The sequence below is a fragment of the Nocardia sp. NPDC051030 genome, assembly GCF_040683015.1.
Classification (GTDB): domain Bacteria; phylum Actinomycetota; class Actinomycetes; order Mycobacteriales; family Mycobacteriaceae; genus Nocardia.
Genome location: NZ_JBFBCD010000010.1, coordinates 343,314 through 363,117 on the forward strand (window position 1 = coordinate 343,314; position 19,804 = coordinate 363,117).

General features: G+C 65.9%; 18 protein-coding genes. 7 read left to right on the forward strand and 11 right to left on the reverse strand.

What is annotated here, in order from left to right; translation table 11 throughout:
• Positions 1 to 34: 34 nt before the first annotated feature.
• From AB0N05_RS31960 to cysD, 6 genes are all read right to left on the reverse strand, one after another.
• Positions 35 to 1,381, reverse strand: coding sequence for a TIGR03118 family protein (locus AB0N05_RS31960; RefSeq protein WP_364700761.1), 1,347 nt, complete (start codon positions 1,379 to 1,381; stop codon positions 35 to 37).
• A 78-nt stretch (positions 1,382 to 1,459) separates the two neighbouring features.
• Positions 1,460 to 2,596 carry a sulfotransferase gene (locus AB0N05_RS31965; RefSeq protein ID WP_364700763.1) on the reverse strand — a complete coding sequence of 379 codons (1,137 nt, stop codon included), beginning with the start codon at positions 2,594 to 2,596 and terminating at the stop codon, positions 1,460 to 1,462.
• Between the two features lie 10 nt (positions 2,597 to 2,606).
• A complete protein-coding gene (locus AB0N05_RS31970; RefSeq protein WP_364700765.1) occupies positions 2,607 to 3,401 on the reverse strand; it encodes an SDR family oxidoreductase in 795 nt (264 codons plus the stop codon).
• Entirely contained in the window at positions 3,398 to 4,600 is a 1,203-nt protein-coding gene (locus AB0N05_RS31975) for a hypothetical protein (RefSeq protein WP_364700767.1), read from the reverse strand. Before AB0N05_RS31975 ends, AB0N05_RS31970 begins: the two co-directional genes overlap by 4 nt.
• Positions 4,600 to 6,486, reverse strand: a complete 1,887-nt coding sequence (gene cysC, locus AB0N05_RS31980) for an adenylyl-sulfate kinase (RefSeq protein WP_364700769.1) — start codon at positions 6,484 to 6,486, stop codon at positions 4,600 to 4,602. Before cysC ends, AB0N05_RS31975 begins: the two co-directional genes overlap by 1 nt.
• Positions 6,486 to 7,391, reverse strand: coding sequence for a sulfate adenylyltransferase subunit CysD (gene cysD, locus AB0N05_RS31985; RefSeq protein WP_364700913.1), 906 nt, complete (start codon positions 7,389 to 7,391; stop codon positions 6,486 to 6,488). Before cysD ends, cysC begins: the two co-directional genes overlap by 1 nt.
• A 610-nt stretch (positions 7,392 to 8,001) precedes the next feature.
• Here cysD and AB0N05_RS31990 point away from each other — a divergent pair.
• On the forward strand, positions 8,002 to 8,817 hold the full coding sequence (locus tag AB0N05_RS31990; protein WP_364700771.1) for a helix-turn-helix domain-containing protein: 816 nt from the start codon (positions 8,002 to 8,004) through the stop codon (positions 8,815 to 8,817).
• Positions 8,818 to 8,827: 10 nt separating this feature from the next.
• Here AB0N05_RS31990 and AB0N05_RS31995 read toward each other — a convergent pair whose 3' ends face one another.
• Positions 8,828 to 8,953 (reverse strand): hypothetical protein, encoded by a 126-nt coding sequence (locus AB0N05_RS31995; protein WP_364700773.1) that lies wholly within the window; start codon positions 8,951 to 8,953, stop codon positions 8,828 to 8,830.
• Between the two features lie 121 nt (positions 8,954 to 9,074).
• On the opposite strand from AB0N05_RS31995, the gene AB0N05_RS32000 reads away from it, so the two are divergent.
• Positions 9,075 to 9,605 carry an NUDIX hydrolase gene (locus tag AB0N05_RS32000; RefSeq protein WP_364700775.1) on the forward strand — a complete coding sequence of 177 codons (531 nt, stop codon included), beginning with the start codon at positions 9,075 to 9,077 and terminating at the stop codon, positions 9,603 to 9,605.
• Between the two features lies 1 nt (position 9,606).
• Here AB0N05_RS32000 and AB0N05_RS32005 read toward each other — a convergent pair whose 3' ends face one another.
• Together AB0N05_RS32005 and AB0N05_RS32010 are read right to left on the reverse strand one after the other, a co-directional pair.
• Complete coding sequence (locus tag AB0N05_RS32005) at positions 9,607 to 10,029, reverse strand: SRPBCC family protein (RefSeq protein ID WP_364700777.1); 423 nt, start codon at positions 10,027 to 10,029, stop codon at positions 9,607 to 9,609.
• A 71-nt stretch (positions 10,030 to 10,100) separates the two neighbouring features.
• Positions 10,101 to 10,844, reverse strand: coding sequence for an SDR family oxidoreductase (locus AB0N05_RS32010; protein ID WP_364700779.1), 744 nt, complete (start codon positions 10,842 to 10,844; stop codon positions 10,101 to 10,103).
• Between the two features lie 87 nt (positions 10,845 to 10,931).
• Here AB0N05_RS32010 and AB0N05_RS32015 point away from each other — a divergent pair, with 87 nt between their 5' ends.
• Positions 10,932 to 11,762 (forward strand): helix-turn-helix transcriptional regulator, encoded by an 831-nt coding sequence (locus AB0N05_RS32015; RefSeq protein ID WP_364700781.1) that lies wholly within the window; start codon positions 10,932 to 10,934, stop codon positions 11,760 to 11,762.
• Positions 11,763 to 12,002: 240 nt separating this feature from the next.
• Here the strand turns inward: AB0N05_RS32015 and AB0N05_RS32020 are convergent, their stop codons facing one another.
• Positions 12,003 to 12,575, reverse strand: coding sequence for a TetR family transcriptional regulator (locus AB0N05_RS32020; protein WP_364700783.1), 573 nt, complete (start codon positions 12,573 to 12,575; stop codon positions 12,003 to 12,005).
• A gap of 105 nt (positions 12,576 to 12,680) precedes the next feature.
• On the opposite strand from AB0N05_RS32020, the gene AB0N05_RS32025 reads away from it, so the two are divergent.
• Entirely contained in the window at positions 12,681 to 13,853 is a 1,173-nt protein-coding gene (locus AB0N05_RS32025) for an FAD-dependent monooxygenase (protein WP_364700785.1), read from the forward strand.
• A 1,267-nt stretch (positions 13,854 to 15,120) separates the two neighbouring features.
• Here the strand turns inward: AB0N05_RS32025 and AB0N05_RS32030 are convergent.
• Complete coding sequence (locus tag AB0N05_RS32030) at positions 15,121 to 15,672, reverse strand: NADAR family protein (protein ID WP_364700787.1); 552 nt, start codon at positions 15,670 to 15,672, stop codon at positions 15,121 to 15,123.
• A gap of 241 nt (positions 15,673 to 15,913) precedes the next feature.
• On the opposite strand from AB0N05_RS32030, the gene AB0N05_RS32035 reads away from it, so the two are divergent.
• The 3 genes from AB0N05_RS32035 (at position 15,914) to AB0N05_RS32045 (ending at position 19,718) form a co-directional block, all read left to right on the forward strand.
• Positions 15,914 to 17,488 carry an alkaline phosphatase D family protein gene (locus AB0N05_RS32035; protein ID WP_364700915.1) on the forward strand — a complete coding sequence of 525 codons (1,575 nt, stop codon included), beginning with the start codon at positions 15,914 to 15,916 and terminating at the stop codon, positions 17,486 to 17,488.
• A gap of 54 nt (positions 17,489 to 17,542) precedes the next feature.
• Positions 17,543 to 18,802: an FAD-dependent oxidoreductase gene (locus AB0N05_RS32040; RefSeq protein WP_364700789.1), complete on the forward strand. Its 1,260-nt coding sequence runs from the start codon at positions 17,543 to 17,545 to the stop codon at positions 18,800 to 18,802.
• 112 nt (positions 18,803 to 18,914) lie between these two features.
• Complete coding sequence (locus AB0N05_RS32045; RefSeq protein ID WP_364700791.1) at positions 18,915 to 19,718, forward strand: SDR family NAD(P)-dependent oxidoreductase; 804 nt, start codon at positions 18,915 to 18,917, stop codon at positions 19,716 to 19,718.
• Positions 19,719 to 19,804 lie beyond the last annotated feature (86 nt).

Sequence of the window (19,804 nt, forward strand, 5' to 3'; positions counted from 1 at the left end):
GGAATCGACTCGGGGCCTTGCGCTTGGGTACGGGTTACTTCAGGCGGAGGTTGCCGAAGAGGCCGTCCTTCTCGTCTTCCGGACCGGCCGTGAAGTAGAGGGCGTCGGCGTCGCCGAGGGATTCGCCATTGCCGAACATCAGGCCCCAGAGGCCTTCGATTTCGATGGGTGCCCCGGTGGTGTTGCGCAGGTAGTCCACGAACTTGCCGGACTGGTCATCGAGGGCGAGGATGTGGCCCGCGCCGCTGAAGTTGCCGACGAGGATCTTGCCGCTCAGGGGGCCGAAGCCTTCGGGGGCGATGGTGACGCCCCAGGGGTTGTTGAAGCGGTTGTCGCCGTCGAAGGTGCGCACGAGCTTGCCGGTGGCGTCGAATTCGGCGAGTTTGCCCTTGGCGGCCTTGTTGTTGGCGGCCTTTTCGGCGTCCTTGTCGACGCCGTCCTCTTCACCGACGTCGATCTTGGTGGCGTCGACCTCGTCGGGCTTGGTGGCGGCGTAGGAGATGAAGACGCGCTTGCCGACGGTGGTCACGTTCCAGGGGGCCGGGTCGCCGGGCTTGACCTGCTTGCCCTTGGCGGCGTCGGCCGGGTCGACGGCGTCACCGGTGGCGAACGGGTTCGCGAAACCGGTGGTGGGGATCAGCTTCCAGTTCTTGTCGAAGGTGCGGATCTGTGGCTTCTCGCCGAAGTCCGCGGCCAGCAACTGATCCCCGGACGGGGCGAGCGCGAGTCCGAAGAACTGCATGCCCTGGGCCTTGCCGTCGAACATCTCATTGGCGGGGCCGTCGTGGCGGACGATTTCGCCGCCCGCGCCCTGCTCGGTCCAGGCGGCGATCTTGCCGGAGTCGGTGGCGAAGATGAATCGCGAGGAGCCGGTGAGCTTCTGTTCCTTGCCGTCGAAGGTGACCGGCTGGTCCTTCACCGCGAAGATGTCGGAGGTGATGGGGGCCGGGTTGAAGACGACGCCGGTGGTCTTACCGAGGCTCTTGTCCGAGGTGTCGGAGTCCGCGCCCGGAATGGTGACGAGCTTCAGCGGATCCTGGAAGAGCTGCTGGTACTTGGCATCCGGGGACTTGGTGACATCGCCGACGAACTGGAAGGAGAAGCCGCCGCCACCGACCCAGAAGTGGCCGCCGGCACCCTTGGGGCGATCGGCGATGCCCCAGGCATCGACCATGTCCGGGTAGGTGAACTGCGCCTTGTACTTGGCCTCATTGGCCGCCAGATTGGTCTGCGCGTACACATTGCCGTCGAGGGCCTTCACGTCGTCATCGTTCGACTTCGTGTTCGTGCAGGCCGCCGCGACCACCAGTGCCGCGCCCAGCGCCGACACGCGCAACAGAGTCTTGCGCACCGGCGGCATACCGCTCCAGCGTCCGATCATTACCAGGTCCTTCCAGCTAAACGCCCAGGCTGCGGCGTTAGGTGACGCTAACCATAGCTGGAAGGTTTTCCGGCGTCGTCAGGAGATCTGGAATTGGGCCCTGACCTGGTCTTCGGTCAGCCCGTAATCGGCCAGAGAGTACTGGTGAGTCGGTTTGCGATCACCGCTCTTGCTCTCCGCATCCAGCGCGAGCATGGCGTCCCGCGCGGGCTCGCCGAACTCCAGGCCGAACTTCGAGTAGATCTGCTCGACGGTGCCCATGGGATCGGCCCGCAGCTCCTCGAACTGGATGTCCAGGAACTGAGCCGGGTTGTATCGCACACGCGCGGAATTGAATTCGTGCAGCCCGCGTGACCACAGCTCGAGCTGCGTCTCGCCGATCCGTTCCCGCGTGAAGCTGTCCGACCAGCCGCGCGCGGCATGCTCGGACAGGCTGCACGACGAACCGACAATGGTCACCGGATCGCGATGCGTCTGAATGATCAGCGCATCCGGGTACACGCTCATGAGCGCATCCAGCGCGAACAGGTGGCTGGGGTTCTTCAGCACCCATCCACGCGTATCACCCATCCCGATGAGTTGCAGGTTCTTCTTATGCCGCGCATAGGCATCCGTCCAATCCTGCTTCCGCAGCCACTGCGAGTAGGTCGGCAGATAGGCCAGCGATTCGTACGAGATCGACTTGGCCGTCTGCCGCAGCAGCTGCCAGCACTCCTCCACGTCGGAGGCGCTCATGTAGTGCAGGCCCATGAATTCCGGGTTCTCCACCCGATGCTGCTGGAATCCGGCGTCGATGCCCTGATAGACGGGATTCTCGGCCCAGGTCTCGCGCGGCGGGCGCGGCTGCGGGAATTCCGCCAGCCACATTTCCAGGGCCTGATGTCCCGGGTCGGCGGCGAGCAATCGGTGCAGGGCGGTGGTGCCGGTGCGCGGCAGTCCGGTCACGAAAATCGGCCTGGCGACCGAGGTTTCGGCGTAGCCCGGATTCGCTTTCCAGGAGGATTCGCTCAAGGCTCGAGCCACGAGCGCGCCGCGCAGGAAGTACCGGCTCATCTTGCTGCCGAGCTCGGTGAGCCCGGCATCGCGCTGGTAGGACTCGAGCAGTACGCCGAGCCCCTCCAGATAATCGTCGGACCCGAAATCGTCGAGCCCGGTGAGTTTGGTGGCCGAGGCGTGCAGATCCTCGATGGTGCCGACATTGGTACGCCCGCTCATGTGGTGACTCCTAAACGTGGTACTCGCCGCAGTTGACGTCGATGGTCTGGCCGGTAATGGAATTGGCCCAGGGAGAGGCGAGGAAGACGACGGTCTGCGCGATCTCGTCCGGCAGCGGCAGTCGCTTGAGGTCGGACTTGGACGCGGTCTGCTGATAGACCTGTTCCTCGGTGATCCCGTACTTCTTGGCGATCTCGCCGAAGTACCACTTCAGCTGTTCGGTCCAGATATAGCCGGGTGCAACGGTATTGACGCGGATACCCTTGTCCCCCAGCTCGGTGGCCAGGGTCTGGGACATGGCCAGCAGGGCCGCCTTGGCGATCTTGTAGCTGCCGTACCGGGGCTCGGAATGCCGCAGCACCGCCGAGTTGATCATGACGACATTGCCCTGGGATTCGGTCAGCGCCTCGGTGAACGCCTGCGTCATGCGCAGCCCGCCCAGCACGGTGAGGTCGATGCTGTCCTTGATCTGCTGGAAGTCGGTGCGCGCCAAGGGCTTCATGGATGGGATCGAGAAGGCATTGTTCACCAGCACGTCGACCGTGCCGAAGGTCTCCAGGGTGCGCGCCAGTAGGTTCTGCACGGCGTCCTCGTCGGTGATGTCGCAGGACACGGAAAGCGTTGTGCCGCCCTCGGACTCGATCTCGGCGGCCACCTCCTTCAACCGCGATTCGGTGCGCGCGGCCAGCACGACCTTGGCCCCGGCCGCCGCGGCCTCCAGGCAGATGGACCGGCCCAGTCCGGGCCCGACGCCACTGACCACGACGACCTTGTCCGCCAGCAGTTCCGTCTTCAGGCGAGTCATCCGAGCATCCTCTCCGCGAAACCACGCTGACGAGCGGCGATCCGCTCACGCCAGGCGGCATCATCGATTCGATTGTGGGTGTAGTGCGGGAGCCGTTCAGCCACCTTGTCGAAGGGCACCAGTTCGATGCTCGGGCCGTCGGCCGCGGTGATCGGGCGGCCCACGCGCTGCCAGCGGAATTGGAGAATGCCCAGGGTGCGGCCGGTGGTCTCGATCCAGTTGGCAATTCCCGGATTTCGCGCCGACACCACCATGCGGATCATGCCGTCCGGATCCACCTGCGCCTGAACGTGATTCAGGCTGGTCTGATGGTTGACATAGTCGAGGGAGATGTACCAGCGACTACCTAGCTGGAATCCCTGATACGGCGCATCGGATTTGGGGACGGTGATGATGAGCGCCTGATCATCGGCCAGGTCGTAGTGACCGACCGAGGAGTACTGGGTGCTCAATCCGCCCGGCGTGAGCCGGGGTTCGGTCAGGGTGTTGACCGGCAGGTTCAGGTAGAACCACTTGGGGAAGTTGAACCAGGTGTGCACCCGGGTCAGCAGCATGCGACCGGCGGCACGGTAGCGCTTACGCAATTGCGCCACACCGGGTTCCGGGGCAGAAGTGCCGATGGTGTCCACCCGCTCAATGCGAATGCTGCCCTTGCGCTCGGCATTCCAGTCGCCGTACACCTCACGCACCGCCAGCATGGACGCGCCCTCGCCCAGCTGGAAGTAGTGGGGTTCCGGGTTCTCCTTGGGCGGGCCGAACCGCAGCTGGTAGCTGCCGTCCTCGGCGATCTCCAGGCGGCGATCGTCGAAGGCGTCCTCGCCGCCGGGCACATCGGTGGCGGTGTAATCGCCCTTGAGTACCTGGAAACTCAGGTCCACGGTGTCGCCGCGCACGCCGGTGAGCAGGTATTCCGCGCCCGGTTCGATATTCGCGTGGTAGTAGAGCGTGTCCGGGTTGTCCAGGCCCATCTTGGTGTACGGGCCGGTGGAGCTCACGAAGTACGGATGCGAGGTGCCGTGCGCCCGGGACAGTTGCAGCACCGCCGCGATGCTGCCCTGGAGGTAGTCGTACCCTTCGGCCAGATCGTGTTCGTCGCGGATGAAATCCGCTGCGGCAATGAGCTTCTCGGCCTCTGCCACCGCTGCCAGGAAGGGTTCGGTCAGCGGTAGTTCGGCCTGTTCGATATTCGGTTCGTCCATCAGTCTGCGATTCCTAGCTCTCTTCTGATGAGTCGGGCGATGTCGTGCGGGGTGCCGTCACCCGGTGTGATGGTGAGGTCGGCGTATTCGGGCCGCTCGTACGGCGAGGAGATGCCGGTGAATTCGGGCAGCTCACCCGAGCGGGCGCGCTTGTACAGACCCTTGGGATCGCGCAGTTCGCACTCCGCCAGCGGGGTGTCCACGAACACCTCACGGAAGGACAATCGCTTGTCGTCATGCAGCTTTCGCGCATCTCGGCGCTGTTCCCGGAACGGGCTGATGAGCGAAACGATGGCGACCATGCCCGCATCGGCCATCATGGCCGCCACCTCCGCGACGCGGCGAATGTTCTCCTTGCGGTCCTCGTCGGTGAAGCCGAGGTTCCGGTTCAGCCCGTGCCGCAGATTGTCGCCATCGAGCAGGTAGGCGGGTTGCCCGGAAGCGATCAACTGGCGCTCCAATTCGACTGCGATGGTGGATTTTCCGGAACCGGAGAGTCCGGTGAGCCAGACCGTTGCGCCCTGCGTCAGGCGCTGTGTGCGCTCGACGGCCGACTTGTGCCACACCACATCGGTCCGTGGTGCCAGGCCGGTGGTTCGCACGCCCTGCCCGGTGGCGAGCTCGGCCGGGCCGGCGCTGCGCGCGGTGATCATCCCCGCTGCCACAGTCTGATTCGTGGTCTCGTCGATCAGGATGAAACTGCCGGTGGAGCGATTGTCCCGGTAGGGATCGAACAGGATCGACTGCCGACCGTGCAGGGTGATGCGGCCGATGTCATTGAGCGCCAGCTCATCCGCATCCGTCTGCCGATGCAGGGTATTCACATCGAGCCGGTAATCGAGTTCGCTGACCCGCACCGTCGCCGTCTGGGTGGCGGTCCGAATGGAGTAGTCGTTCCCGGCCCGCAGCTGCGTGGTGTCGGAGAACCAGCACACCATGGCGTCCAGCTCGCGATCCAGATGCGGCTGATTCCCGGGCCGGGCGAGCATATCCCCACGGCCGATATCGATTTCGTCGTCGAGTGTGAGGGAGACCGCCATCCCGGCGAAGGCTTCCTCCACCTTGGTGCCGCCCGGACCCCAGATCTGGCTGACCTTGCTGGTGCGGCCCGAGGGCAGCACCACGACCTCATCGCCGGGCTTGAAGATGCCGCCCGCGATGGTGCCCGCATAACTGCGCTGGCTCTCGCCGTGCGGGCGGATCACGTACTGCACGGGCAGCCGGGTGTCGATGAGATTGCGGTCCGAGGCGATGTGCACCTCTTCCAGGTGCCGCAGCAGGGTGGGCCCCGGATACCAGGGCATATGCTCCGACGCGTCGACCACATTGTCGCCGAGCAGGGCGGAGACCGGGATGAAGCTGAGGTCGCCGACATCGAGCTTGGTGGCGAAATCCGCGAATTCCGAACGGATTTCCTCGAACCGCTGCTCGGACCAGTCGACCAGGTCCATCTTGTTCACGCACAGCACCAGGTGGCCGACACCCAGCAGCGAGGACAGGAAGGCGTGGCGGCGCGTCTGCTCCGAGACGCCCTTGCGCGCATCCACCAGGATCAGCGCGAGGTCGGCCGTGGACGCGCCCGTGACCATATTCCGGGTGTACTGCACGTGCCCCGGCGTATCCGCGATGATGAATTTCCTTCGCGGCGTGGTGAAGTAGCGGTAGGCGACATCGATGGTGATGCCCTGCTCGCGTTCGGCCCGCAGCCCGTCGGTGACCAGCGACAGATCCGTCTGCCCCGCACCGCGTGCGAGGCTGGCCCGCTCGATGGCGTCCAGCTGATCGGTGAACAGGCTCTTCGAATCGAACAGCAGCCGCCCGATGAGGGTCGACTTGCCGTCGTCCACGCTGCCGGCGGTGGCGAGACGTAAAAGGTTGCGGCGCATCAGAAGTAGCCCTCTCGCTTGCGATCTTCCATGCCGGATTCGGAGATTCGGTCGTCGGCGCGCGTCGCGCCGCGTTCGGTGAGGCGGGTGACGGCGGTTTCGGCGATCACCTCGGCCGGGGTGGCGGCGACGCTCTCGACGCAACCGGTGCAGTCGGCATCGCCCAGGGTGCGGAATCGCACGGTGGCCTCGAACGTCTTCTCACCGGGCTGATGCGGCAGGAATCGATTGTCCGCCAACAGCATTCCGTCGCGTTCCAGCACAGTGCGCCGGTGCGCATAGTACAGCGCGGGCAGCTCCACCTCCGCCTGCTCGATGTACTCCCAGATATCCAGTTCGGTCCAGTTGGAGAGTGGGAACACCCGGATGTGCTCGCCCTTGCGGTGCCGCCCGTTGTAGAGGTTCCACACCTCCGGCCGCTGCGACCGCGGTTCCCAGGCCCCGTAGTGGTCGCGGAAGCTGAACACCCGCTCCTTGGCGCGCGCCTTCTCCTCATCCCGCCGCGCCCCGCCGAAGACGGCGTCGAAGCGCCCTTCAGTGATGGACCGCAGCAAGGTGGTGGTCTGCAACCGATTTCGCGTCTCGCCCGCCCGCTCGATCGCGCGTCCCGCATCGATATCGTCCTGCACGCTTCCGACCAGCAAGGTCGCCCCGAGTCGCGCGACCGTCCGATCCCGGAACTCGATCACCTCGTCGAAATTTCGCCCGGTATCGATGTGCAGCAGCGAAAACGGCAGCGGGGCGGGCCAGAACGCCCGTCGCGCCAACTCCAGCATCACCGCCGAGTCCTTACCACCCGAGAACAGCAACACCGGCCGCTCGAAGGTGGCGGCAACCTCTCGAATGATGTGCACCGATTCCGCCTCCAGGGCGTTCAGGTGCGACAGCTCGTATCCCGCGCGCATCACTTCACTCACTCGCCGCGCCGCCCCGCACACCGCATCTCCCTCGAGAGTTGCACTGTCGAATATTCGACGCTATCGTTCGATAATGTGACACCGACGATAGGTCGGAAGCCGCATACCGGTCAATACCCCCGACCGAATTGCCTCCCCGCGCGCCCGCACCCGCCCAAACGGCTCCCGCCCGCACGCCGCCGAGCCCTCTCACCCACAGGGGCAACGCACGCCGCCGCCCGAGCCACCGAACCCATAACCCGCAGAGGCAACGCCGTGCTGCCGCCCGAACGCCACCGAGCCCTGCCACCCGCACGGGCAACGTATGCGGACCCCCGCCGCCCTGAGAGGTGGCGCGACCACTGACCGAATTCCCTACCGCCCGCACACCACAGCGACCCACCACCCGCGGGGCAACACATGCGGAACCACTCGCCGCCCTATGAGGTGGCGCAACCACTGACCGAACTCCCTGCCGTCCAACACATCCGAGGCCGCTTTGCCTGAATCAACGACTGCCACAGCGCCATCCGCGACCGGCTCGCACACTCTCGCCCCCGCATCCGATGCCGCGAACGCGGTCGCAGTGGAAGGCCCCACGTCGCCGCCAACGCGACGCGTGGTGCAGGCGATCGAGCTGCTCTCCCGGCATCCGGCCGAGCCGCTGTCGCTGGCGCGCATCGTGCGCGCCACCGATATGTCCCGCGCGACCGCCCACGCGGTGCTGACCCAGCTCACCGCGGATGGGTGGACGGTCCGGGACAGGGACGGCAATTACACCCTTGGCCTGGGGTTGATGACGGTCGCGCGCCGGGCGGAATCGGCCTTCCCGCTGCGCCGCCGCGCCCTGGACCCCATGCGCGCGCTGGCCGATGCGCATCATGTCCCGGTCTTCCTGGCCGAGCGCGAGCAGACCTCGATCATGATTACGGAGGTGATCGGCTCCCCCTCGGTCCCCTGGATCCGCCCCGGCCGCCACCTACCCCTGGCCCCGCCGGTCTGCCGCGAATTCATCGCCTGGGCACCGGAACCCGATCGCCAGGCCTGGCTGGCCGCCGCCGACCCGGCCCACCGCCCCCGCCTGGAAGCGGTCCTGGACGCCATCAAAACCCGCGGCTACACGGTCGAACGTCTGGCCGACGACTCCGCCCCCATGATGGAAGCCCTTGCGGCCCTCCGCCACTCCCCCGTCACCGACCCCCTCCGCCACCGCCTCAGCGCCATGATCGCCGACCTCATCACCATCGACTACCTCCCGGATGAGTTGACTGACCACAACGCCGTCGTCTCGGTCTCGGCCCCGGTCTTCGACTCCCACGGCACGGTCATCGCCTCGATCGTGGCCTGCCCCGACACCAACCTCCGAGCCCCGCAGCTCGAGGCCCTGGCCGCCGCGACCATCGCCGCCGCGGCATCCGTGGCGCACGCCCGCTGACACGTAGCCCCTATTGACGAAGCCGATCGAGGGCGAGCAAACCGAACATCACGCCGAACACGGTGATCAAGCTGAGCGCCACACTGTTCGACAGCCAGAGCACGAGGAACATCGCGGCGAAGGAGACAATCGACATGAGGTAATGCTTTGCCGGAACCATTCGAGATCCCGTCCTTCAACGCCACAGCCGGGCGTACTCCGCCGATCATAAGCCGGCGCGACCAGCATCGACCGATCGCTGAGGCAGGATCGGGGGTATGGATACCGTGTCTTCTCGCCAGATCTACTCGAATCAGTGGATTTCCGTCCGGGAGGACATTGTTCGACGGGCGGACGGCGAGGAAGCGCTGTACGCGGTGGTCGACAAGTCGGACTTCGCGATCATCATCCCGTGGGATGGGGAGCGGTTTCACCTGGTCGAACAGTTCCGGTATCCCTTGCGGCGACGGTCCTGGGAGTTTCCGGGTGGGTCGGTGCCGGGGCACGCGTTCGATCCGATCGAGGCCGCGAGCACGGAGTTGCGGGAGGAGACCGGGTTGCGGGCGGGGAGGTTCACCTATCTCGGACGGTTGGCTCCCGCACCCGCTACTTCCAGTCATTTCGGTCATGTCGTGGTGGCCACGGATTTGACCGAGGGCCCGCATGAGCGTGAACCCTCCGAGCAGGACATGGAATCGGCGTGGGTGACCCGGGCCGAATTCGAATCCATGATCGCCGACGGCCGGATCGTCGATTCGGACACCATCGCCGCGTACACCTTGCTGCTCCTGCACGAACGCAAGAGCTGATTCAGGCCGATTCACCCGCGTGCTTGATCAGGCCCGCGACGACCTCCGGGAAGTCGGCGGTGATCTGCGGGCCGATCTCCGGGCCTGCGGTATCGGCTGCGGGCCCGGTGATCTCGGTGCGGTAGACCACCCGCGTCGCACCCGAGGGGAGGGCGTCGAGGCGGTGCTCGGTGAGGATTTCGAAGCCCTCACCGGTGAAGACGTCGCTCCACAGTTCGCCGGGAATGATCTCCACGAACCGCATTTCGATGGTGTCACCCTCGGGAGAGGTCATGCGGAAGGTGGTGCCGGGCGCGAAAGGTCCATCCAGTTCGAAGGTTTCGATGCCGGGATTCCATTCGGGCCACCGGTTCGGGTCGGACCAGCTGCGCCACAACGCTTCCGGGTTCACGGTGGTCTCGGCGCTGTGTTCGTATTCCCACATGATGTGCACTCCCGGTCATGCCGATGGATACGGCGGGAGAGTAGCAGGGAGAAACGAACGCGGCCTGTGAATCACCAGGCCAGCTGACCGTATTCGTCCTCGCCCCACAGGTATCCCCACAGCTGGCCGGTCGGGCCGTCGGCGGGCAGGGTCGCGAGGTGCACGCTGGGCTCCGCGCCTTGTTCGGCGGTGCGAAAACCGCTGTTGCCGTTGAGATCCGTGGCGCAGTAGCCGGGGTTGGCGGCGTTCACCTTGATGGGGGTGTCCCAGAGTTCCTTCGCGTACATGCCGGTGACCATGTTCAGGGCGGATTTGGAGGCGGGATACGTGATGCCGGTCAACTGCCACAGCGCGTGGTCCGGGTCCATGATGTAGGTCAGGGCGCTCACTTCGCTGGAGACATTGACGATTCGGGCGGCCTCCGCGCGACGCAGCAGCGGGAGCATGGCATTGGTCACCGCCACCACGCCGAAGACATTGGTTTCGAACACCTCTCGCATCGCGGCGAGTGTGGTGGAGGAGGGTTTGCCATTACCGTCGAGTCCGCCGGTGATCGCGGCATTGTTGATGAGCACATCCAGGCTGCCGAATTCGGCGTCGATGCGGGCCACCGCCTGCGCGATGGATTCCTCGTCGGAGACGTCGATCTGGATGAAATGCGCGTCCGCGCCCTCGGTCTTCAGCTTCTCGACGGCGGCGCGGCCGAGATCGGCGTCGCGTGCGCCGACAAGAACGGTCATCCCGCGGGCGGCGAGCTGGCGGGCGGTTTCGTAGCCGATGCCCTTATTGGCTCCGGTAATGAGTGCTGTTGTCATGTGAATCAGAATCGCCCGCCACGGCCCGTCGTGGGGAGGACCAAGTTGTACCACCCAGGCGGGCCGCATCCGGCGGACACTTGACGCATGGCGGATCGGAACGAACTCGCGGCCTTCCTGCGCACCCGGCGGAATCGGCTGTGTCCCAGCGATGTCGGCCTGCCGGACGGAATCAACCGGCGCGCACCGGGATTGCGACGGCAGGAGGTGGCACAGCTGGCAGGCATCTCGGTCGACTATTACATCCGGATGGAGCAGGCGCGCGGCGCGAAACCGTCGCGGCAGGTGCTGTCCGCCCTGGCACGGGCGCTCATGCTCAGCGTGGACGAACGCGACTACCTGTTCCGCATGGGTGGCGAGAACCCGCCCATGGTGGCGGGCCCCGATCGCACTGTGCCGCAATCGATCCGAATCATGCTCGACAATCTCGCCAGCCCCGCCTACGTGGTCGACGCCACCTATGAGGTCCTGGCCTGGAACCGGGCGGCCCTCCCCTTCATCGGCGATCTCGCCACCATCCCCGACACCGAGCGCAATATGATCCGCTGGATGTTCCGCCAGCCCGCCGACCACGGGGCCTGGTCCAGGGACGACACCATCCGCTTCGCCCGCTCCACCGTCGCCGACCTGCGCGCCGCCTACGCCCGCTACCCCGGCAACCCGGCCATCGCCTCCCTGGTCACCGAACTCCTCGGCACCGCACCCCGTTTCGCCGAAATGTGGTCCTCCCACGACGTGGAAGTCCGCCGAGGCCACCGCAAAGAAATCCACCACCCAGACCTGGGCCCCCTCGAATTCGAATGCCAGGTCCTGCACATCTCCGACACCGACCAGCGCATGATCGTCTACTGCGCCACCCCCAACACTCCCACCGCCGCGGTCTTCCACTCCCTGGCGACCCAGATAGCCAGTCATTGAGGGGAGCTCAGCACTGAGGGAGCTCTCACGGCGGAAATTCGGACACTCCAGCACCACCACAGCTCCCTCACCACTTCGCCGGTACGCGTGGTCGCGCACCCGGATGATTGGGCGTTCGCTACGACGCGCCTTCTCCGCTGAGCAGAGGTCCACCCACTGCCCGGCCTGGGGCCCGAGCCGAACACGGATGGGCAGGATCGCGCCCCAGCGTGCGGCGGGATCGACTGCGGGGGAAGGGGTTCAGGCGGCGGGGGTGGAGGTCAGGTAGTGCTGGATGGTCGGGCCTACTTCGGCTATCAGCTGGGTGGGGGTGAGGGCTACGACCGGGGGGATTCGGAGTACGTAGCGGCACAGGGCTATTCCGAGCATTTGGGTGACGATGAGGGCGGCTCGACGGGGGGCGTCGGCGGGGTCGCCGATGGCGAGGACGGTGGGCATGACCTGTTCGGCGAAGACTTCCCGAACTCGTTCGGTCACGGCGTCATCGGTGACCGATGAGCGGAGCAGGGTCAGCAGGATTTCGGCGGTGGGTGGTTCCTCCCACAGCTCGAGGAAGCGCCGGACCAGCCGTTCCCCCTGCGAATCCGGTTGCCCCTCAGTAATATCCGCGAGGCCCAGACGGATATCGACGGCGGCGGCGAAGAGGCCGTCCTTGCTGCCGTAGTAGCGCATGACCATGGATGGGTCGATGCCCGCGTCGGCGGCGATGGCCCGGATGGTCGCCTTGCGGAATCCGTCCTCGGCGAAGCGGCGGCGCGCGGCCTCGAGGATGGCGGCGCGGGTGGCGTCCGATCGACGCGGTGTCGCAGTCATGCCAACAACTGTAGGCCAACAACTGTTGACATCCCAGCAAGGGGCTCTTATCTTTAAGTCAACAGCCGTTGGCCAACACGTGTTGGCAAAGCTCCAGGAGTTGCTATGAGCACCGTTCCCGCCACCGCATCGGTCGTCATCGTCGGCGCGGGGCCCGCTGGCCTCACCGCCGGAATCGCCCTCAGCGACGCAGGCGTGGACGTGGTTCTGCTCGACCGCCTGGCCGAGGGTGCGAACACCTCCCGTGCCGCCGTCGTGCACGCCCGAACCCTGGAGGTGCTCAACGACTTCGGCATCGCCGAGGAACTGCGCGACCGCGGCATCGTGGTGCCCCAGTTCGTCCTCTGGGACGGCAATCGCGCACTGGCCAACGTGTCCTTCGCCGACCTGCCCACCGAGTTCCCGTACACCTTGATGATCGGCCAGGAAACCACGGAAGCCATCCTGCTCGCCCGCCTCGAAAAGGCAGGCGGCCGAGTGCTCCGCCCTTACGAGGTCACCGGCGTAACCCAGGACGCCACCGGAGCCACCGTCGACTACACCGACGCCAACGGCAACGCAGGCTCGATTCGCGCCGACTACGTGATCGGCACCGACGGCATGCACAGCAAGGTCCGCGAAGCCGCGGGCATCGGCTTCACCGGTTCCACCTATGCCGAATCCTTCGTCCTCGCCGACGTCCACATGGCATGGCCCGACCCCCGCACCCAGGTCTCCCTCCACCTCTCCCCCGAGGGCGTCACCGTCGTAGCCCCGCTCCCCGATACCGAGGGCACCCGCTATCGCATCGTCGCCACCGTCGCCGAGGCCCCCGAACACCCGAATCAGGCTGACATCCAAGCAATCCTGGACGCCCGCCGCCCGGGCGCAGGCGCCCGCATCCAAGAAGTCCTGTGGAGCTCCCGCTTCCGCGTCCACCACCGCGTAGCCGACCACTACCGCGCCGACCGCATCTTCCTCGCAGGCGACGCCGCCCACGTCCACAGCCCGGCCGGTGGCCAAGGCATGAACACGGGCATCCAGGACGCCGCCCTACTCGGCACCCTCCTCGCCCGCGTCCTCACCGGCGACCCGGCTTCCCTCCTCGACACCTACGAAACCACCCGCCGCCCAGTAGCTCTCGGCGTCGTCTCCTTCACCGACCGCATCACCCGCATGGCCACCCTCCGCCCCCTCCCTGCCCGCATGGTCCGAAACCTGCTGATCAACACAGTGACCCGGATCCCCGCAGTCCGCCGAGGCCTCGCTTTCCGGCTCGCCGAGCTCGCGAATCGCTGAACTCTCGGACGGCTCGGCCTCCGGCCATCGCCGCTAATTACCGCACCGGTCAGAAACACGACTCGGATCGCTCGTGCCCTAAGCGCACGGCAGTACGGATATTGCGTGGTTGCGTCGCCGGACGTACCCGACGTTGGCTCCCCAGTTGAGACCCGCCCACTCTCGTCCCAGCCTGGCTGGATGGCTGTGGTCCCGTTCCGGGACCAACAACCAAAGACTAAAGACGAAAAGACAAGTGCGCCTGGACAAGAGGAGACCAAACAAGAGCAACAAGACAAGAACAACCACCAACGAGCAGCCGCGAAAGCCCACCGCTGCGCCCCTCAAGGTAGAACACGTTCAGTGGGACATAAGGCAGGGGTAAACGGACAAAACCCCGGCTCATGTCCCACTCGACGAATAGGCCAACCCGACACGCCGCGACACACCGACGCCCGCCCCGGCCCATGCGAGTTCATGCCCGATTCGCCGAATTCCGTTGCCGGGCACACCTTCGAGGGGCTTCCCCGCTGGCCTTCCCAGCGTGTCGCCAGCGGCGAGGCCCCTCCGATTGCGCATCCCGAGGGTGAAACACGTTCAGAGGGGACATCAGGCTGGTCGATCCGGACAAAACCCCGGCTCATGTCCCCTCTCGATGAACAGGCCACCCCGACATGCGCGTGGCGCGGCCCGACACGCCGGTCGGCGGAGGTGAGGGAGCTCTGGTGGTGGGAAAACGACCGAAATCCCACCACCAGAGCTCCCTCACCCACCCACCCGCCTACTCACGCAAGGCCCGGGACGCGCAGCGCAGCGAGGCACGGAAAGCGAAGTCCGGACGCGAAGCGAGGCACGGGACGCGAACCGAAGTCACGACACGAAGCGAGGCACGGCACGCGAAGCGAAGCGAGGCACGGCACGGCACGGCACGGCACGGCACGCGAAGCGAAGTCCAGGACACGAAGTGCGGCGAGCCAGGGGAGGCATCCACGGGGCGGGGCGTCTCGAGTCTTGTTCTTTGAGGTTTGTCTCTTCTTGTCCGGGCGTCTTTTGTCTTTGGGGTTTGGTCCCGGAACGGGACCACAACCTTCCAGCCAGGCTGGGACGAGAGGTGACGGCTCCGGGCTGGGGAGCCAAAGTCGGGTACGGCAGGCGAGGCGACCACGCTATATCCGTACTGCCGTGCGCTTGGGGCACGAGCGGCCGAGACGCTGGTTTTGACCGGTGCGGTTAATGAAAGCGATGGCCGAAGGCCGAGCCGTGCAAGGGGTTTGGAGGGTGTACGAATCTAGCGGGTGCTGGGGACCAGGGAGTTGCGGGCGTCCATGAGGGCGAAGCCGAGGAGGTTTTCGCCTTGCCATTGGGCGGGGTCCGAAGCTGCGGGGTTTTCCGCGCCGAGGCCGATGCCCCAGATGGTGTCTCGGGGGGCGGCTTCCACCAGGATCTTGTCTCCGGTGGAGAGGAGGAACTCTCGAAGGTCCTCGTGCTGGCCGAATTTGGCGATGCTGCCGCGCAGGACTATGTCGTAACGGTGGGCTTCCCAGGCGTCCTGGTCGAAGCCTCGGATGGCGCGGCCGATGCGTTTGGCGTCGGCTGGGGTTTCGCTGCTGAGGACTCGGGTGCGCATTTCTTCGTCGCCGAACAGCCGGGCTTTCTCGCCCATCATGAAATGTTCTGCGCTGCGGTAGGTTTGGCCGTCGACGGTGAATTCTATCGGCCACCATTGGCTGAGCACCCACTTGCCCACGGCGTGCCCCGGGGTGCGGGTGTGACCCCAGAAGTAGAGGAATTCCGGTCTAGCCCCGGCTGCCATGTCAGCTGTCAGCTGCGCCCTGTCCACGGCCCGACCCTAACCGACCTGTGTTACGGAGTCCCGCCAGTTATGCGGCACGCCGCCGCGACCCGCCGACCAGCTGAACCATGGCAGACAGACAGGCGGAATGCGGCCACCACGCCGAGTATTCGGCCACGTGACACCGGTCGGTCGAAACGCCGGAGACACGCCGTGCAGTAGCCGAGGGTTCGCCGGGCTGTCCGGCACAGTTCAGCTGATGTTGAGCTCGCTGATGAAAGGTCGGCGCATGGCCCTGCATGTCACTTCACAGCAGTCCTTTTCGCGCCGCACCCTGCTGCGCGCCTCCGCCACCGGTCTGGTCGTCGCACCCGCGCTGGTCGCCTGTTCGACCGATAAGGGTCCCGCCGTGGTGCGGGACCGGCCGAAGCTGACGCATGGTGTGGCGGTCGGTGATCCGCGCAGCGATGGCGCGCTGATCTGGGCGCGGTCGGACAAGCCCGCCAAGTTGATCGTGGAGACGGCGGCCACCGAATCGTTCAAGGACGCCAAGCGTTTCGAAGGCCCCCTGCTGACCCCCGACTCCGACGGCACCGGCCGCGTCCGCGTCAATGGCCTGCCCGCGAACAGCCAGGTCCACTACCGAGTGACCCTCGAGGGTGACGACGGCGCGACGTCCGAAGCGCTGACCGGCGTCTTCCGCACCATCCCGAACGCGCCCTCCGATATCAAGCTGCTCTGGTCCGGCGATGTCGTCGGCCAGGGCTACGGCATCAACCCCGATCTGGGCGGGATGAAGATCTTCTCCGCCATGGCCGCCCGCGACCCGCATTTCTTCATCCACTCCGGCGATTCCATCTACGCCGACGGCCCACTCAAGGAATCGGTGACGCTTCCCGATCAACGCATCTGGAAGAACGTCGTCTCCGAAGCGAAAAGCGCTGTGGCGCAAACCCTCGACCAGTTCCGCGGCAATTTCGCCTACAACCTGACCGACGACAACTACCGCAAATTCAATGCCTCGGTGGCCCAGATCGTGCAGTGGGACGACCACGAGACCGTCAACAACTGGTACCCGGGCGGCCTGGTCGGCGAGACCAAGGGCTACACCGAGCGCAGCATGGACACCCTCGCCACGCGTTCCTGGCAGGCCTTCCACGAGTGGATGCCGGTGGAGCCCAAGGAAGCGGTCGACGGCCGCCTCTACCGCAAGATCTCCTACGGCCCCCTCCTGGACGTGTTCATGCTCGACATGCGCACCTATAAGGACACCAACGACGAGAACCGCTCCCCCGCCGGTCACATCTTCGGCACGGCCCAAACCAAGTGGCTGATGGACGCTTTGAAGGACTCCAAGGCCACCTGGAAGATCGTCGCGAACGATCTGCCGCTCGGTTTGGTGGTCAAGGATGGCGAGCAGCCCACCAAGACCGCGTTCGAAGGCCCCGCCAATGGCGACAATGGCGCACCGTCCGGCCGCGAGACCGAGATCGCCCAGGTGCTGTCCTCGATCAAGGCCAACAAGGTATCCGGCGTCGTCTGGCTGACCGCCGACGTCCACTACACTGCCGCCCACCACTACTCCCCCGAGCGCGCCGCTTTCCAAGACTTCGACGAGTTCTGGGAATTCGTGTCAGGCCCCCTCAACGCGGGCGCGTTCGGCCCCAACCCCTTGGATGGAACGTTCGGTCCGGAGGCGGTTTTCGTGCACGCGCCGCCCACCCAGAACGCGTCTCCGCTGGATGGCGCGTATCAGCATTTCGGTGAGGTGCTCATCGACGGCAAGTCCCGCGAACTCACAGTGAACCTGTGTGATGCGAGCGGAAAGACGCTGTTCACACAGCGTCTCACCCCTGCTCACTGAGACGGCAGTCCAACTACGAGCACAACGGGCGTGGTTATGGTTAGCTGTAGCGCCATGAGCACGCCCGTCTCCACCCCGCAGGACGAATTCCTCCCTCGCGATACCGCGGATGTGGTTCGTACCGTGCGGGATTCGCGCAAGACCACGAAACAGCTGATCATCCGGGGTGGCGAGCGTCCGGACGAGGAGTTCGCGCTGCCGGATCAGGGCACCGTGCTCTCGATGCGGAAAATGAATCGCGTACAGGTTGTCGACGCGGATGCCCGGACTGTCCGGGTTCAGGCGGGCGCGCGACTGTCCGATATCGATCGCACCCTCGGCGCGCACGGTCTCGGATTGCCGATCGTCGGCGACCATCGGGATATCACGGCGGGCGGATTCGCGGCGGTGGGCGGGCTGTCCGCAGCCTCGCATCGCTTCGGAATGTTCAGCGACAATGTGGTGGAGCTCGAGTACGTCGATCAGGACGGGCGTTTCGGCACCTGCGGGCGTGATCACCATGTGGAGCGATTCCGCAAGATCCTGGGCGGCGGCGGACGCACCGGCATCATCACGGCGATGACCCTGGACGTGACCGATGTGGACAAGGACCGCACCTGGCTCACCACCGACGCGCATCGCTTCCTGGACTTCGACACCTGGGTGGAGCACTCCCACAAGGCGATCCAGTCCCCCGGCGACGCCATGCTCCAGGTGGGCCGCTGGGTCGACACCGCGCCCTTGAAGGTGGCCCGCCCGGTCGGCACCGGCCACGTGCAGCTCGGCACGGTCCGCTTCGGCCAGTGGTCCAGCCTGCACCCGACCGCGCCCAACCTGTCGCTGCGTGCCCGCCGCGAGGTCGGTGCCCGCGCCCGAAAGTCCCTGGGCGCCATTGCCGCCTCCGCGGGTGGCCGCGCCGGTATGCCCGTGCGCAATGCCGCCGCCGGTGCCCTCATGTTCGCTCCGAAGGTGCTGACACTGCGCGATGCGGAGTACCTGGCCGATACCGTCATCAGTTCTTCGGAGCGCGGTCCGGCCTACCGCATCTCGGTTTTCGCACCCCTGGCGAACTACGCGCGCGTCTTCCACGGCCTGCACGACCTGTTCGCCGGACATCGCGAACGCACCGGCTGCTTCACCGTCATCTCGGCCATGACCTATGGCGTCCGATCCCGCTACCTGCGCGAACTCGATGACGCCGACCACGGCTTCATTACCTTCACCTGCCGCCTGCGCCCGGCGGCGCTGCCCTCGGAACTGTTGCGGGACATCGTCTCCGCAATCGACGAGATCTGCGTCTCCGAACGCGCCCGGCGCTATGACCCGACCGATTAGAATGTGTTCCGCCGCACTCCCAGCAACCGGTTAGCAGCCGGGAGCGCGGCGGTATCGGCACTGTCGGCGGGGTGCCGGTACATGGTTCAGCCCATTCACTGTGAAGGTTGCCATGATCGAGTTCCGTGCTGCCCGCCGTCCCCGTCCCGCCGGATCCATTACCGGCAAACGCATTGTCATCACCGACGCCTGTTCCGAGATAGGCCGCGCCACCGCCCGATTACTCGCCTTCCACGGCGCAGAGGTGATCATGGTGGCGCGCAGTGGAAGTCAGCTCGTAGAGGATTGCGCCGCCATCATCGAGACCGGTGGCAGGGCGCACTGGTATCGCTGCGACATCTCCGCCCTCGGCGATGTGGATTCGCTGGTCGAATATCTGCTCACCGAATTCGACAGCATCGAGGTGCTGGTCAACAATGCCGCCCGCCCCACCCGCCGCCCGATCTTGCAGTCGCTGGACCGTTTCCGCGACTACCAGCGCATGATGGCCGCCAACTATTTCGGCCCCCTGCGCCTGACCCTCGGCCTCCTGCCCGCCATGCTCGCGGGCGGCTCCGGCCATGTCGTGAATGTCGGCCCCTGGAATCTCACCACCGGCGCATCCCCCCACTTCGCCTCGTACGCCGCCTCCCAGGCCGCCTGGACCACCTTCGGCCAATGCGCCGACGCCGAACTCGCTCCCCGCGGCATCCACGTGACCTCCGTGCACTACCCGGCGTTCCGCGTGGAAGCGGCGGAAGATCCCGATTCCGCCAGCTACATCGAGCAACCCGCCCTCGACGCCGAGGAGGCGGCAGGCTGGATCGAAACCGCCATCCGCACCCGCCCCACCCACATGCAGCCCCGCTTCCCCCGAGCCCTGCTCGGCCTCGCGGCCCCGCACACCACCCGCCTCAAACACGCGCTCGGAATCTGACCCCTAAGCCATTTCGGATGAGGGGAAGGCGGGACGCCCCAGCTCGGGGGCGTCCCGCCTTCCGTATGTCCTGAAATGCGCAATGT

What these genes read in the sequence shown, in the direction of transcription:
- AB0N05_RS31975 (WP_364700767.1), bottom strand. Translation starts at nt 4,600, where the DNA reads ATGGACGAACCGAATATCGAACAGGCCGAACTACCGCTGACCGAACCC.
- AB0N05_RS31965 (WP_364700763.1), bottom strand. Translation starts at nt 2,596, where the DNA reads ATGAGCGGGCGTACCAATGTCGGCACCATCGAGGATCTGCACGCCTCG.
- AB0N05_RS32020 (WP_364700783.1), bottom strand. Translation starts at nt 12,575, where the DNA reads ATGACTGCGACACCGCGTCGATCGGACGCCACCCGCGCCGCCATCCTC.
- AB0N05_RS32015 (WP_364700781.1), top strand. Translation starts at nt 10,932, where the DNA reads ATGGCGGATCGGAACGAACTCGCGGCCTTCCTGCGCACCCGGCGGAAT.
- AB0N05_RS32000 (WP_364700775.1), top strand. Translation starts at nt 9,075, where the DNA reads ATGGATACCGTGTCTTCTCGCCAGATCTACTCGAATCAGTGGATTTCC.
- cysD (WP_364700913.1), bottom strand. Translation starts at nt 7,391, where the DNA reads ATGCGCGCGGGATACGAGCTGTCGCACCTGAACGCCCTGGAGGCGGAA.
- AB0N05_RS32010 (WP_364700779.1), bottom strand. Translation starts at nt 10,844, where the DNA reads ATGACAACAGCACTCATTACCGGAGCCAATAAGGGCATCGGCTACGAA.
- AB0N05_RS32025 (WP_364700785.1), top strand. Translation starts at nt 12,681, where the DNA reads ATGAGCACCGTTCCCGCCACCGCATCGGTCGTCATCGTCGGCGCGGGG.
- AB0N05_RS32040 (WP_364700789.1), top strand. Translation starts at nt 17,543, where the DNA reads ATGAGCACGCCCGTCTCCACCCCGCAGGACGAATTCCTCCCTCGCGAT.
- AB0N05_RS31970 (WP_364700765.1), bottom strand. Translation starts at nt 3,401, where the DNA reads ATGACTCGCCTGAAGACGGAACTGCTGGCGGACAAGGTCGTCGTGGTC.
- cysC (WP_364700769.1), bottom strand. Translation starts at nt 6,486, where the DNA reads ATGCGCCGCAACCTTTTACGTCTCGCCACCGCCGGCAGCGTGGACGAC.
- AB0N05_RS32045 (WP_364700791.1), top strand. Translation starts at nt 18,915, where the DNA reads ATGATCGAGTTCCGTGCTGCCCGCCGTCCCCGTCCCGCCGGATCCATT.
- AB0N05_RS31995 (WP_364700773.1), bottom strand. Translation starts at nt 8,953, where the DNA reads ATGTCGATTGTCTCCTTCGCCGCGATGTTCCTCGTGCTCTGGCTGTCG.
- AB0N05_RS32035 (WP_364700915.1), top strand. Translation starts at nt 15,914, where the DNA reads ATGGCCCTGCATGTCACTTCACAGCAGTCCTTTTCGCGCCGCACCCTG.
- AB0N05_RS32005 (WP_364700777.1), bottom strand. Translation starts at nt 10,029, where the DNA reads ATGTGGGAATACGAACACAGCGCCGAGACCACCGTGAACCCGGAAGCG.
- AB0N05_RS31960 (WP_364700761.1), bottom strand. Translation starts at nt 1,381, where the DNA reads ATGATCGGACGCTGGAGCGGTATGCCGCCGGTGCGCAAGACTCTGTTG.